Origin of the sequence: Dactylosporangium sp. NPDC050588, from assembly GCF_040654975.1 — a bacterium.
Taxonomy (GTDB): domain Bacteria; phylum Actinomycetota; class Actinomycetes; order Mycobacteriales; family Micromonosporaceae; genus Dactylosporangium; species Dactylosporangium maewongense.
Window position 1 is genome coordinate 149,864 of record NZ_JBFAJA010000004.1, and the last position, 14,411, is coordinate 164,274.

Annotated in this window: 9 protein-coding genes; 2 read left to right on the forward strand and 7 right to left on the reverse strand. The window is 72.4% G+C overall.

All coding sequences use genetic code 11. The features are described 5' to 3' along the window. Positions 1–31 precede the first annotated feature (31 nt). Positions 32–1,588, forward strand: coding sequence for a TIGR03086 family metal-binding protein (locus tag AB0I21_RS04000; RefSeq protein ID WP_360558892.1), 1,557 nt, complete (start codon positions 32–34; stop codon positions 1,586–1,588). Positions 1,589–1,594: 6 nt separating this feature from the next. Here the strand turns inward: AB0I21_RS04000 and AB0I21_RS04005 are convergent, their stop codons facing one another. From AB0I21_RS04005 to AB0I21_RS04015, 3 genes are all read right to left on the reverse strand, one after another. After that, positions 1,595–2,269, reverse strand: a complete 675-nt coding sequence (locus AB0I21_RS04005; RefSeq protein WP_360558894.1) for a hypothetical protein — start codon at positions 2,267–2,269, stop codon at positions 1,595–1,597. Positions 2,270–2,338: 69 nt separating this feature from the next. Next, positions 2,339–2,821 carry a hypothetical protein gene (locus AB0I21_RS04010; RefSeq protein WP_360558896.1) on the reverse strand — a complete coding sequence of 161 codons (483 nt, stop codon included), beginning with the start codon at positions 2,819–2,821 and terminating at the stop codon, positions 2,339–2,341. 24 nt (positions 2,822–2,845) lie between these two features. After that, positions 2,846–3,805, reverse strand: a complete 960-nt coding sequence (locus AB0I21_RS04015; protein WP_360558897.1) for a serine hydrolase — start codon at positions 3,803–3,805, stop codon at positions 2,846–2,848. A 64-nt stretch (positions 3,806–3,869) separates the two neighbouring features. Between AB0I21_RS04015 and AB0I21_RS04020 the strand changes: the two genes are divergently transcribed. Then, on the forward strand, positions 3,870–4,520 hold the full coding sequence (locus AB0I21_RS04020) for a DUF998 domain-containing protein (RefSeq protein WP_360558898.1): 651 nt from the start codon (positions 3,870–3,872) through the stop codon (positions 4,518–4,520). A 95-nt stretch (positions 4,521–4,615) separates the two neighbouring features. Here AB0I21_RS04020 and AB0I21_RS04025 read toward each other — a convergent pair whose 3' ends face one another. The 4 genes from AB0I21_RS04025 to AB0I21_RS04040 all read right to left on the reverse strand — a co-directional run bounded on the left by AB0I21_RS04025 (position 4,616) and on the right by AB0I21_RS04040 (position 14,375). Then, the gene (locus tag AB0I21_RS04025) at positions 4,616–8,491 is read right to left on the reverse strand and encodes a ThuA domain-containing protein (protein ID WP_360558900.1); all 3,876 of its coding nucleotides are present in this window, start codon (positions 8,489–8,491) and stop codon (positions 4,616–4,618) included. Between the two features lie 360 nt (positions 8,492–8,851). Then, the gene (locus tag AB0I21_RS04030) at positions 8,852–9,781 is read right to left on the reverse strand and encodes a hypothetical protein (protein WP_360558902.1); all 930 of its coding nucleotides are present in this window, start codon (positions 9,779–9,781) and stop codon (positions 8,852–8,854) included. After that, positions 9,778–11,736: an amylo-alpha-1,6-glucosidase gene (locus AB0I21_RS04035; RefSeq protein WP_360558904.1), complete on the reverse strand. Its 1,959-nt coding sequence runs from the start codon at positions 11,734–11,736 to the stop codon at positions 9,778–9,780. The genes AB0I21_RS04030 and AB0I21_RS04035 overlap by 4 nt, the downstream gene beginning before the upstream one ends. After that, entirely contained in the window at positions 11,733–14,375 is a 2,643-nt protein-coding gene (locus tag AB0I21_RS04040) for a glucosidase (RefSeq protein ID WP_360558906.1), read from the reverse strand. Before AB0I21_RS04040 ends, AB0I21_RS04035 begins: the two co-directional genes overlap by 4 nt. Positions 14,376–14,411: the final 36 nt, after the last annotated feature.

The window sequence follows — 14,411 nt, forward strand, 5'->3', positions numbered from 1 at the left end:
CTCCCATGGTGGGAGAGTCGAAGGTGTGGGTGTGGATGGCGACGGGCTGTGGAGCATCGGGGAGCTGGCGAGGCGGACCGGGCTGCCGGTGAAGGTGGTCCGGCACTGGTCGGACATCGGGGTGGTGCCGGCGACGGGGCGGAGCACGGGCGGGTACCGGCGGTTCGACGCACAGGCGCTTGCGCGGCTGGAGCTGGCGCGGACGCTGCGGGAGCTGGGGCTCGGGATGGCGGCGATCCGGGAGGTCGTCGACCGGGAGCGCAGCATCGCCGAGGCGGCCGCCGTGCACGCCGACGCGATCGAGGCGCAGGTGCGGGCGCTGCGGTTGCAGCAGGCGGTGCTGCGGTCCGTCGCGCGGCGGGCCGCGACCGCCGAGGAGCTCGCCGAGCTCACCCGGCTGGCGCGCCTGTCCGCCGCGGAGCGCACCGCGGTCGTGCACGGGTTCGTGCGGGAGGCCGTCGGCGGGCTGGACGTGCCGACGTACCGGGAGGGGCTGCTCGCGGCGACGCCCGGCCTGCCCGAGCAGCCGACCGACGAGCAGCTCGACGCGTGGCTCGAGCTCGCCGCGCTGGTACGGGCACCCGCACTACGGGCGGCGCTCGCGCGGATGGCCGCGTACGCCGCCGAGCACGCACCCGGCGAACACGACCAGGAGGACCTGGCGGCGGTCGAGCGGCTCACGGACCTGTGGGTGGAGCGGGTCACGGCGGCGATGGACGCGGGCGTCATGCCCGACTCGCCCGCGGCGGACCCGGTCGTCGCCGGCATCGTCGAGGCGTGGATCCCGACGCAGGCCCGGACCGGCCTGCACCTCGACGGTGACGGCGAGGCGGCGCGGGCGGGGCTGCTGGAGCAGCTGGAGGTCGCCGCGGACGCCGGGGTCGAACGGTACTGGCAGCTGCTCTGCGTCATCAACGGCTGGCCGGTCCGGCCCAGCATCGCCGCGCCCGGCCGGTGGCTGACGACCGCACTACGGGCGAACCCGGCACCCGGCGCCCGTACCGCCGCCATCGCCGCGGTCCTGGAAGAAGGCGGCGACCCGGAGGCGATGCTCGCCGCCTGCGAACGGGTCCTGGCGGCGGTGGGCGCGATCGTCGCCGAGGTGCCCGCCGACCGGTTCCGCGACGGCACGCCGTGCGCCGGCTGGGACGTACAGACGCTGCTGAACCATCTCGTCTACGAGAACCTGCTGTGGACCGGCCTCGCCACCGGCGCGCCGCGCGGGGACTTCGACGCCGACCATCTCGGCGGCGACCACGTCGCGGCGTTCCGGTCCGCCGCCGCCGGCACCCTCGCCGCATTCCGGCGGCCGGGGATGCTGCGGGAGCGGTTCGGGCCCGCACCCGGCTGGCGGCTGGTCGAGCAGGTCGTCATCGAGATGCTCGTGCACGGCTGGGACCTGGCGCGGGCGCTCGGCCGGCCGACGGACCTCGTGCCGGACGTCGCCGAGGCGGTGCTGCCGGCGGTACGGGCGATGTACGGCGACCTGCCCCGTACCCCCGGCGGGTCGTTCGGCCCGGAACAGCCCCCGCCCGCGGGCGCGACGGCCGCGGACCGGCTCGCCGCCTACCTCGGGCGCCGGCCGTGACGCGGGTCAGCCGCCCTTCTGCTCGGTGGCCGGCGGGCGCAGGCGCACGGCGACGATCGTGGCACCCTTGCCGTCGTACGCGGTGATGAGCGGATACCGGTCCTCGGGCAGCGGCGTGGTGCGCCCCTCGCCGGCCGGGACGTTCTGCGGGATGGGCTTGCCGTGCCGCTGCACCCAGAAGATGGTGACCGCCGGGTTCCTGCTCCACTTCGCATACTTCGCCTCGACCGTCTTGCCCTCGGCCTGGCTGGTGACGCGGGTGGCCTCGGCCCACACGGCGCCGAGCTCGACGAGCGTGCCGTCGGGCGTGACGCACTGCATGAGCCCGAACACCCGCCCCGGCTCGACCGGACCCCACTCGGCCATGTACCCGGTGCCGCCGGCGCAGATGGTGTCGACGCGGACCTCGCCCGTGCCGGTGTCACGCCACGCCTGGTCCAGGTACGGGCGCTCCGGCGCGCCCCAGAAGTACAGCACCATCTCCTTGCCCTTGATCACGACCCCGGTCGGCACGGTGTCGCCGACGGGCAGCGCGCTGGGATTGACGGTGATCGGCACCGGCGACGGCGTCACGGGCCCGCCGGCCTGCTCCCCGCCGGTCTTCGCCGCGCAGGCGGCCACCCCCACGACCATCAGGCAGGTCGCGACGACGCCGCTCACCGCGATGACAACCTTGCGCATGCGAACCTCCTCGGCCGTGCCCCGTGCATCCAATGACGAGGTGATGGCCGCCGATGGTTGCATCGACCGTTATTGGTCGCCGTGCATCACCAGGACGAGAGAAGCCGTCGGCGCCGTCTCGGTCGTCCGCAGGCACCACGCGGCGAGCAGCTCCAGGGAGTCGGCGAGCTCCTCGCGGACGTCGTAGGCGTCCTCCAGCGGGTCGCCGTCCGGGTCGATGAACGCGTCGTCGGGCAGCTCCTCCAGCCGCTCCCGCCAACCGCTCGCCTCGAGCTCGGTGGTGAGCACCGCCGGCGGCAGCTCCGTTACCACCGGCCACGCCGGCCCGCCGACGTTGGACGTCCCCCAGAGCTGCGCGAGGGCGGGCAGGCCCAGCGCGTCGAGGACCGGCCGCCAGTCGAGGAACATGGTCTCCTGCAGCCAGATCGTGCGCTGCTCGTACACCGGGATCCCGATGGAAACGACGACCTCTGCGAGCGAGGCGCCCGTGCCGCCCTCGGCCGCCAACCGGTCCATGGCGACGGCGAACCCGCGCACCTCACGCTCCGACACGACCTGAACGATAGCGTCCGGGCGTCACGCCGGCGCGGGCAGGAGGACCTGGTCCAGCAGGTTGAACGGGGTCCGCCACTGCTCGGGGTGGTCGTAGTTGCCGGCGGTGACCGCCACGACGAGGTCCAGCTCCGGCACCACCGCGAGGCGCTGCCCGCCGTTGCCCGCGGCCTGCGCCACCGCTCGGCCGGCGACGGACTCGAGGTACCACTGGTAGCCGTACCCGGCGCCCCAGTCGGTCGTGCAGCGCGGCTCCAGCATCGCGCGGATCCACGCCCCGGGCACGATCTGCCGCCCGTCGCGCAGGACGACCTCGCCGATCCTGGCCAGGTCGCGCGGCGCGAGCCGCAGCCCCGACGCCGCCGACGCGACCCCGTCCATGCCTTCGATCCACTCGAACCGCTCGATGCCCAGCGGCTCGAACAGCCTGGCCCGCGCGTACTCCGGCAGTGGCCGGCCGGTCCCGTCGGCGATCAGCCGGCCGAGCAGGGCGCTCGCGCCGCCGCAGTACGCCCACCTGGTGCCGGGCGGCTCCTGGATCGGCCGCTCCAGCACGTACCGGTACCGGTCCGGCGCCAGCTCCATCGCGATCTCGGCGTTGGCCGGGCTGTCGTACGGGATGTCCTCCCGCCACTCGAGCCCGAGCGTCATCGTCAACGCGTGGCCCACCGTGAGCCGTGCCCGCTCCGGGTCGGCGCCGAGATCCCCGTACTCCGGGAACTGCCGCAGCAGCGGCGCGTCAGGCTCGGGCACGCACCCCTCCCCGAGCGCGATCCCGTACAGCAGCGCCGTCACGCTCTTCGTCACCGACCGCAGGTCGTGCAGCGTGTCCGGCCCGAACTCGACCACCCCGAGCGACCGGTTCCAGCTCCTGTCCGCGCCGCGCCCGTAGTACTCCAGGACAGTCTCACCGCCACGCACCGCCACGACCCCGTGCAACCCGTCCAGCTGCCCAGCCTCGAGCGCCTCGTCCAGCGTCACCATGCGCTCAGGCTTAGCACCCCCAGGCCCCACATTTCGACCCCGTGACCGTGGCAGGCTGGAGGGGATGAAATCGGTCGGGGCGTTCTCAGGGCTGGGTGTGCTGTGCGTGGCCGCGTCGGTCGTGTTGTACGGGCTGCTGCACGTGCTGCCGCCGTCGGCCGGGCTGGACTGGACGAGCCGCACGATCAGCCAGTACGCGCTGCTGTCCAACGGCTGGGTGTTCGATGTGGCGACGCTGCTGCTCGCGGCCGGATCGGTCGCGGTCGTGGTGGCGTTGCGGCGGGCCGGGCTGGTGCGCCGGGGTGCCACGGTGGCGCTGCTGCTGTGGGTGGTGGGGCTGGTCGGCGTGGTCTGGTTCGAGAAGCACAACTGGGCGTCGGGGCCGTCGCTGAGCGGTGACGTGCACCGGGCGGCGAGCCTGGTCGCGTTCCTCAGCCTGCCGGCCGGCGCGCTCCTCGCGGCGGCGCCCTGGCTCCGCGACACCGCGGCGCGGCTCGTCGCGCTCGGCGGGGTGGTGTCGCTGCTGTGCTTCTCGCCCATCCTGTGGGCGCTGGTGTCCGAGTCGTGGACCGGTGTGCGCTGGTGGCGGGCGATCCCGCTGGGCGGCGTGGAGCGCGCGCTCGGCCTCGCCGAGGTCGCGACCATCCTGCTCCTGGCCTGGTGGGCGGCTTCATCGGCAAGGGCGGCCAGGTCCTCTCCACGCCGGCCCAGCTGAAGCCCTGGAGGTCCGCCGCCGCCAGGTCAACGCCAGAGTGCATGCGGGCGCGGGGACCGCCGACGATCCCCGCGCCCGGTTGTGCAGTCAGACCGCTAGCTGGCGTACACCTCGAACTCCAGCAGCGAGTAGCCCCACGCCGTGGCGCGGGTGGTGCCGTTGATGCGCACGTAGCGACCCGTGGCGGCGAGGCCGGTGTTGTCGTCGACGCCACCGTCGCCGCCGGTCACGGAGCGCACCGTCGTCCAGTTCGTCCCGTCGGCCGAGGTCTGGATCTGGTACGCGGAGCCGTACGCGGCCTCCCAGGTGAGCTTCACCCGGCCGATCGCGTACGACTGGCCGAGGTCGACGCGGATCCACTGCGGGTCCGCGAAGGCGCTCGACCACCGGGTGGTCAGGGAGCCGTCCACGGCCGCCGACGCCGGGGTCCCGGCGTTCTCGACGCTGGACGCCGTCGCCGTCTTGTTCAGCGCGAGGTTGGTGGCGGGCGGCTGGGTGACCGTCCCGCCGTACACCTCGAACTCGAACAGCGAGTAGCCGTAGGCCGTGCCGCGCGCGGTGCCGTTGATGCGCACGTAGCGGCCCGTGCCGGTGAGGCCGGTGTTGTCGTCGACGCCACCGTTCTCGCCGGTCACCGTCTTGATGGTGGTCCAGGTCGTGCCGTCGGCGGACGTCTGGATCTGGTACGCCGAGCCGTACGCCGCCTCCCAGGTGAGCTTCACCCGGTTGATGGAGTACGACTGGCCGAGGTCGACCCGGATCCACTGCGGGTCGGAGAACGCGCTCGCCCACCGGGTCGTCAGCGAGCCGTCGACGGCCGCCGACGCCGGGGTGCCGGCGTTCTCCACGCTGGACGCCGTCACCGGCTTGTTCAGCGCCAGGTTCGACGACGGCGGCTGGGTCGTGCCGGAGTTGAACGTGAAGTCGTCGATGTCGAACAACGACCCCGCGCCGCCGGTGAACACCAGGTACAGCGCAGATGTGCCGGACGGCGGGCTGATCGTCCCGGTCACGTCGACCCAGGTCTCCCAGCCGCCGGTCGGGGCGACCTGCACGGTGCCGGCCACCGGGCCGGTCGGCGAGCCGGTCCGCACGGTGATGGTGCCGCCGGTGCCGGCCGAGGCGACCCGCGCCTTGAAGCTGTTGACGCCGGCCAGGTTGTACGTGTTGAAGGAGATCCAGTCGCCGTTCTCGATGTACCCGACGGCGTTGCCGCCGTGGGCGCTGGGCTTGGCGGCGAGCTGGACGCCGTTCATCGTGTTGTAGTGCTCGGCCTGCCGGGTCCGCGGCTGCAGCTGGTGCTGGTCCTGGACCGCGGTGCCGCTGACCGGGGTGTACACGGCGGCCATGACCCCGAAGATGTTCGAGCTGGGGTCGTGCTCACCGTCCACTGTGGTCTGGATCGACCCGGTGCACCCGTTCTTGCTGGTGATCGGGTGACCGTGACTGTCGTGGCCCAGGACGTAGTTGACCACGACCCGGTTGCAGTCGATGGTGCCGGCGTTCGGGTCGGTGACCCTCACCTCGAACGGCACCTGGTCCCCGAACTGGAACACCGAGCCGTCGGCCGGGGTGATGAGCTGGATCGTCGGCCGGCCGACCCCGACGACGACACTGGCCGTCGAGGTCCTGCCGCCGGTGTCCCGCACCGTCAGCGTCGCGGTGTACTCGCCGTTCGTGGGGTACGTGAACGTCGGGTTGGCCGCGGTGGAGTCGGTGCTGCCGTTGGTGGTGAAGTCCCAGGCGTACGTGATCGCGTCGCCGTCGGGGTCGTTGCTGCCGGCCGAGCTGAACTGCACGGTCAGCGGCGCCGCCCCGGAGGACGGGGTCGCCGCGGCCTGGGCGATCGGTGCCCGGTTGCCGCCGCTGTTGTACTCGATGCGGTAGAGCGCCGAGTTGGCGTCGCCGCCGAACCAGGTGGTGCCGTAGTCGAGCACGTACAGTGCGCCGTCCGGCCCGAACTCCATGTCCATGATGGCGGTGCCGGTCCACGGGATCTGGGTGATCGCGCCGGCCGTGCCGTTGGCGTTGATGGCGGCCGCCTTGATCCAGCGGCTGGTGAACTCACCGAGGAAGACCTGGCCGTTGTACTGGGCCGGGAATTTCACGTCGGAGACCAGGTTCGGGTTGAAGTTGTAGACCGGGCCGGCCATGGGGCCGCCGCCGCCCAGCTCCGGCCGCCACGGGCCCTGTCCGCCGTACGGCAGCCAGGCGGCCTGCGAGGCCGGCAGGGTGGTGATGCCGGTGTTGTTCCGCGAGTTGTTCGTCGGCCCGCCGGCGCAGTTGTACGGCCCGGACGACGGCCCGGTGGGGAACGTGTACTCCTGGTACGGGGTGTTGTAGTTGGAGCAGTACGGCCAGCCGAAGAAGCCCGGCTGGGTGATCCGCTCGAACGAGACCGTTCCCGCCGGCCCGCGGTTCGGGTCGGCGGAGCCCGCGTCGGGGCCGTAGTCACCGAGGTAGACGACCCCGGTGGCCTTGTCGACGCTCATCCGGAACGGGTTGCGGAAGCCCATGGCGTACACCTCGGGCTTGGTGTTCGGCGTGCCCGGGGCGAACATGTTGCCGGCCGGGATGGTGTACCCGCCCGTGGCGCCCGGCTTGATCCGCAGCACCTTGCCGCGCAGGTCGTTGCTGTTGCCCGAGGTGCGCTGCGCGTCGTAGGCGGGGTTGCGGTCGGCCCGCTCGTCCAGCGGCGCGTAGCCGCCGGAGTCGAACGGGTTGCTGTCGTCGCCGGTGGACAGGTACAGGTTGCCGGCGGCGTCGAAGTCGATGTCACCGCCGACGTGGCAGCACAGCCCGCGGCTGGTCGGCACGTCGAGGATCGTCACCTGCGAGTTCGGGTCGATCGTGTAGTCGTCCCGCACGGTGAACCGGGCCAGCTTGTTGGAGCCGTTGAACGGGGCGAACTGCGCCGCCGTGCCGGTGGACGGGGCGTCGCCGGCCGGGGTGCTGAGCGGTGGCGCGTAGTAGACGTACACCCACTTGTTGGTGGCGAAGTTCGGGTCCGCCTTGATGCTCTGCAGACCCTCCTCGTCGTGGGTGTAGACCTGCAGCGTCAGGGCGACCTTCGTGTTGCCGTTGACGTCGGTGTACCGGATGACGCCGTCGCGCGCGGTGTGCAGCACGCCCCGGTTCGGCAGGACGGTGAGACCCATCGGCTCGCCGGTCTCCGCCACGCCCTTGGCCAGGTTCACCTGGCTGAACGTGCCGACGGCGGACTGCACCGAGCAGTTGCCGATGTTCTGCGCGGCGTACTTGATGCCGCCGAGCAGGTGGGTGCGGAAGTTCGCCTCGGTGTAGCTCTCCTGGGTGTGGCCGAGGCCGGTGTACCAGGAGCGGCCGCCGTCGTAGGCGCGGCACCACGAGATCGGGTGGTCGCCGTTCATCGTGCCGCCGGTGTACGTGGCCTCGTTGAGGTTGGCCAGGACGTGCACCTGCGAGCGCGGGTTGGTGCGGTAGTTGTACAGCTCGTCGGTGCGGTTCCAGTTCGCCGGGATGCCGGCGTTGGACGGGTGCGCGGTGTCCTCGATGCGCACCGTCACCGGCTGGATCGCCGGGTGGCTGGAGAAGTAGGCGCCGACGAGGTTGCCGTACCAGGCCCAGTCGTATTCGGTGTCGGCCGCTGCGTGCACGCCGACGTAACCGCCGCCGGCGCGGACGTACCGTTCGAACGCGGCCTGCTGGTTGGCGTCGAGCACGTCGCCGGTCGTCGACAGCCAGATGACCGCCTTGAAGCGGGCCAGGTTCGTGTCGTTGAACTGCGTCGCGTCCTCGGTCGCCTCGACCGTGAAGTTGTTCTGCGTGCCCAGTTGCTGGATCGCGGTGATCCCGGCGGGGATCGCGTCGTGCCGGAACCCCGCGGTCTTGCTGAAGATCAGCACCGAGAAGTCGGCCGCGAATGCCGGGGCGATGTTGAAGCCTGCCGCGGCCAGCACGAGGGCGACGCAGAGCAGCACTCTGCGGAACATGATCGGTTGCACCTCTCCTACGAAGAAAGCAGCGAACGACGTGCGCCGATCACGTCCGATCCCTGATAGGGCTTCCGGTTTGCGGGCACGGTGAAGTGCCGCCCGCTCCGGCGGGTGGATGGGGGTGTCACACGGGCGTCGATGCCACGCGAAGGGGCCGCGCACCAGCGCCTCGCCGAAGGTCGCACGGTGCCGCGGTGGTGTCCGTCGCCATTGGCGGTGGCGATGGGACCTGTTGGGGGCGGGGGTTACTCCTTCCACCCCGGCGGGCGCCCCAGAGAGCGCTCTCTCACCGAGGTGCCGCTCAGTTAAGCAGACTCGCCATCCTCTGGCAACGGTTCTGCATAGACCATCGTTTATTCAGCCTGCGGCCTGCGCCGGCGGCGCCGGGATGACCCGCAATGACCAGGTCATCGAGAACCATCCCTTGTCCTCATCGGCGACCGCGAGCCGGGTCCCGTCGGCGTTGAACGCCACGCCCAGGAAGCGTCCCCGGGCGATCCGCTCGAACCTGCCGTCCTTCACCAGCCACACGCCCGCCTTGCCGTTGGCCTCTCCGGCGAGCACGATCCGGTCGCCGTGCACGGTCAACGCCGAGGGCGCCTGCACGGCCCGGGCCACCGTCCGCGCCGGCCCGCGCCCGACCCGCCGGCACACGGAGTAGACGGGGAAGACCGACTCCGCCCCCGGCGCGTCGGTGCCGCACCGGGTGGTCAGGTAGACCAGCGACCCGTCGGCGGCCACGTCGCCGAGCATCGCGTCATGCTCGCCCAGACACGTCGACGGCAGCTCCCCCGCCGGAGCGTTCTGCGGGCAGGAGGGCGTCGGGTAGTACACCGTGCCTTCGCCGCCCGACCAGGCGACGCCGCCGGAGTGCCCGACCTTGCCGACGACGGCCGACCGCCCGGTGGCGGCGTCCCATCGCACGACCGCCGCGGGGGCGTCGGCGCCGGTGCCCCGGCAGGACATGACCAGCCCGAGCTCGTGACCGCTGACCGCCAGGACCTTCCGTAACCGGGCCTTCAGCCCGCGCGGGTCCGGGCAGTCCGGGTGCTGGACCGTCACCTGTTCCGGACGGCCGCCGTCGCGGACCCGCATCAACCGCGGCAAGGTGTCGGAGCCGTCCTGGCGCTGCGCGAGGTAGTAGACCGTGTCGCCCACCCAGACCGGGCTGGAGTACTGATCCGCGTCCGACGAGACCAGCTCCTGACCCCGCCCACCCGCACAACCGGCGGCGGTCGCGAGCCCGAGGACCGCGACCGCCGCGACTATGCGTCTGAGGATCGTCACTGGCCCACCCAGGTACCGCCTTCCAGGGCGCGGGCGCGTAGGAGCTCGGCGACCGACCAGGCCTGGAACGGGCAGCCGGTGGCGGCGTGCGGCGCGTCACCGTCGGCGGTCTCCGACACCGAGCCCAGCCCCCACTCGCTGAGGTGCAGCTCCAGGCCGTCCAGGACGCCGGTGGTGTCGGCGCCGGCACGGCGGGCGGCGTCGACGAACGGGCCGATCAGCCACGGCCAGACGGTGCCCTGGTGGTAGGCGTGGTCGCGGTCCGGCGGGCCACCGCGGTGCCGGCCGTGGTAGCCCGGGGAGCCCGGGGCGAGCGACCGCGGGCCGATCGACGTCAGCAGCGTCGCCCGGCACAGCTCCACGATGTCCGGGTTCTCCGCCGGTACGTGCGGCAGGCCCACCGCGAGGAGCTGGTTGGGCCGGATGGAGGAATCGTTGCCGGCCGGACCGTCGACCACGTCGTACAGGCCGAGGCCGTCGGGGCGGGTGAAGCGGTGCTCGAACGACGCGGCGGCCCGCGACGCCGCCGAGGACCAGTCGTGCCCGCGGCCGATCCGGTCGAAGAGGGCGGCGGTGCTCGCCAGGCCGTTCACCCACAGGGCGTTGATCTCGACCGCCTTGCCCTGGCGTTCGGTGACCGGGACGCCGTCGACGCGGGCGTCCATCCAGGTGAGTGCGAACCCCGGCTTGCCCTGCATGAGCAGGCCGTCGGCGGGGTCGGCGGCGATGCCGAACCGGGTGCCGCGGCGGTGCAGGTCCAGCACCTCGTCCATGGCGCCGGCGAGGGCGGCCACGGTGTCCAGGTCGCCGGTGACCTCGGCGTACCGGTCGATGGCGCGCAGGAACCACAGGGCCGCGTCGGCGGTGTTGTATTCGAGGGTGCCGGTGTCGGCGGTGTTGGCGAGCATGCCGTCGGACACGGTCGCGCCGGCGCGGAGCAGGACGCGGCGCGCCTGCTCGTGGCGGCCGGTGGTGAGGAACAGCCCCTCGAACGACGTCATCAGGTCGCGGGACCACTCGCCGAACCACGGGTAGCCGGCGACGGCCGACGGGCCCGTCGGCGTCTCGATGACGAACTGGTCGGCGGCGATCGCCAGCTGCCGCCCGACGGCGTCGCCCCCGCCCAGCGCGACGGCACGGCGCCGGGCCGCGGCGACGATCTCGACCGCCGACGGTATCTCGCCGTCGATGAACGCGGCCGGCATCCCACCGGCGAAGGTGGTCGGCACCGCGCCGGCGGCCGGCTCCCCGGTCGCGAACGCGGTCACGGACGCGGTCTCGCCGGGTGCGAGCGTGGCGGTGAAGCGGCCGGCGGCCCACAGGTCCTCGTCCGGGTTCAGCCCGCGGGCGGCCTCCTCGCGGGCGTGGACGCCGCGGTACCACTCGCCGCCGGGCCGCCACGACGGGCCGGCGACCCGGTACACGCCCTCGAACTCGAAGCCGCCGGCGACCGGCGTCACCTGCGGGTCGCCCCACGCGTGACGCTCGCCGTGCGCGTCCCGCCAGGTGCACAGCGGGGTGAGCTCGAGCTCGACCGGGCGCGGGGCGCGCAGGACGCGGAACACGACACCGACCGCGGACCGGCCGTGCGCCATCGCGATCTCCCGCTCCAGGACCACGTCGCCGAGGTCCCAGCGCCAGCACGGCACGCCGTCGACGAGCCGGAACTCGGCGAGGTGCGTGTGGCCGGCGGGGTCGACGGCGCCGCCGGCCCACTCGTCGGTGGCGAGCCGGAAGACCCGCCCGCCGGCCCGCACGACCGGGTCGAGCGCGGCGAGGCCGAGGCTCCGGGAGGCGGCGCCGGGCGCCGCTACCACGAGCAGGCCGTGGTAGCGGCGGGTGCGCAGGCCGGCGACGGTGCCCATCGCGTAGCCGCCGAGGCCGTCGGTGACCAGCCACTCCCGGCTGGCCGCCGCGTCGAGGTCGCCGCACACCTGGCGGCCGAACCTGATCATGAACGGACCTCCGCCTGGTGCGCCGACGGGCGCGCGATCATCTCCGCCAGCAGGCCGGTCCAGCCGGTCTGGTGGGTGGCGCCGAGGCCGGCGCCGTTGTCGGCGTGGAAGTACTCGTAGAACAGCAGGTTGTCGCGCCAGTGCGGGTCATGCTGGAACTGGTCGATCCAGCCGAACGCCGGCCTGCGCCCGTCGGGGCCCCGCCGGTACAGCGCCAGCATCCGCTGACGGAGGTCCTCGGCGATCTCACCTGCCGTGCACTGCCGCCCGGACCCGGTCGGATACTCGATCTTCACGCCGTCGCCGAGGTGGGCGTGGTTGTCCTCCAGGGTGCGCATGACGAGGTAGTTGAGCGGCATCCACAGCGGCCCGCGCCAGTTGGAGTTGCCGCCGAACATGCCGGTGCTCGACTCGGCGGGCTCATAGCCGACGGTCGCGGTCCAGCCGGGCAGCTCGACGCTGAACGGATGCTCGGCGTGCCACTTCGACAGCGCCCGCAGCCCGTACGGCGACAGGAAGCTCTCCTCGTCGAACAGGTGCGGCAGGATGCGCCTGGTCCGGCCGTGCGCCGCGACCCCGACGCCGACCGTGCCGTCGGTCCCCGGCACGACCTGGTGCTCGGGCATCGCGGCGAAGCTCTTGGACAGCCGGCGGACGCGGGCGAAGTCCTCCTTCGGCAGTGCCTTCGTGGCGAACAGCGGGATGACGCCGACCATCGACCGGACCCGCAGCGGCTCGCTGCTGCCGTCGGGGCGGCGCAGCATGTCGTAGTAGAAGCCGTCCTGCTCGTCCCACAGGTCGTTGTCGCGCATCGCCTCGGAGATCAGCCCGAAGTGTTCGAGGAACTTCACGACGAGGTCGTCGAACGCCGGGTTGTGCGCGGCCAGCTCGCGGGCCATCTCCAGCAGGTTCAGGCAGTAGAACGCCATCCACGCCGTCGCGTCGGACTGCTCCAGGCGGTACCCCGGCGGCAGATGCGAACGGTCGATCGGGCCGATGTTGTCCAGCCCCAGGAACCCGCCCTCGAACAGGTTCCGCCCGTCCTCGTCCTCGCGGTTGACCCACCAGGTGAAGTTCAGCACCAGCTTCGAGAAGACGCGGGTGAGGAACTCCAGGTCGCGCCGGCCGTCGATGTTGTACACCTGCAGGGCCGCCCACGCCTGCACCGGCGGGTTGAGGTCCTCGAACGCCCACTCGTACGCGGGGATCGCGCCGTTGGGGTGCTGGAACCACTCCCTGCACAGCAGCAGCAGCTGGTACTTGGCGAACTCCGGGTCGAGGTGCGCGAGCGCCACCGCGTGGAACGCCGAGTCCCACGCCGCGAACCACGGGTACTCCCACGGGTCGGGCATCGACATGATGTCGGACGCGTCCAGGTGCCGCCAGCCGGCGTTGCGGCCGTGCCGCCGGCCCGGGGGTGGCGGCGGCTGCCCGGGGTCGCCGCTGAGCCACTTCGCCACGTCGTAGTTGTAGAACTGCTTGCCCCAGATCATCCCCGCGAAGCCCTGCCGCATGATCATCGCGTCTTCGTCGCTGGTGCCGGCGGGGGCGAGCTCGGCGTAGAAGGCGTCGGCCTCCTGCTTCCGCTCGTGGAGGACCTGGTCGAACGCCGGCCCGAACGCGTCCGGGGCGGCGTTCGGCGCGAGCCGCAGCGACAGCTCGACCGTCTCGCCCGGCGCGACCGTCACCTGATACCAGAACGCGGCCTTCGTGCCCTCGTGCGCGGGGTTGACGGTGGCGGCGCCGTGCACGACATGGTCGTTGATGCCGTCCTTGGGGAACGCCGCGCCGGACGGCACGCCGTAGAGCCGCTCCGTGTTGGTGTCGTTGTCGCAGTACAGCTGCCGCGGCATCGACCCGTCAGGACCGGGTGCCGCCTGGAGCACCATCGACCCCATGCCGATCGTGTCGCCGCCCGCCGTGGCCAGCCGCGGCTTCTCGCCGCTCTCCTCCCACGACCACGTGTTGCGGAACCAGACGGTCGGCAGCACGTGCAGCGTCTCCGTCTCCGCCCCCGGGTTGGTGATCCGCACGCGGATCCGCATGTCGTCGGGGTCGGCCTTGGCGTAGTCGGCCTCGACGATCCAGAACCGGTTCTCGTCGAAGATCCCCGTGTCGAGCAGCTCGAACTCCGGCTCCTCCCGCGACCGGCGCTGGTTCTCGCTGACCAGCTGCTCGTACGGGAACTGCCGCTGCGGGTAGTGGTAGCGCCAGCGCAGCCACGAGTGGCTCGGCACCGCGTCGAGGTACCACCAGTACTCCTTGGCGTCCTCGCCGTGGTTGCCCTCGTTGCCCGTGAGGCCGAAGATGCGTTCCTTCAGGATCGGGTCGCGCCCGTTCCACAGTCCCAGGGCGAAGCACAGGCGCTGCTCGACGTCGCAGATGCCACCCAGGCCGTCTTCGCTCCACCTGTACGCCCTGGACCGCGCATGGTCGTGCGGGAACGCCTCCCATGCGGTGCCGTCGCCGCTGTAGTCCTCGCGGACGGTGCCCCAGGCCCGCTCGCTGAGGTACGGTCCCCACCGGTACCACGGATTGGCGTGCTCCTTCAGCCCGGCCGGTGCACGCTCGGCGTCGGCTGGTGCCTGGTCGGGGGTCTGAAGGGGAGTGGCCATCCGCTCCCGCTCCGGATTGCTCATGCTGCCAGGACACCACCGGGACCCCTCGGGCGGCGT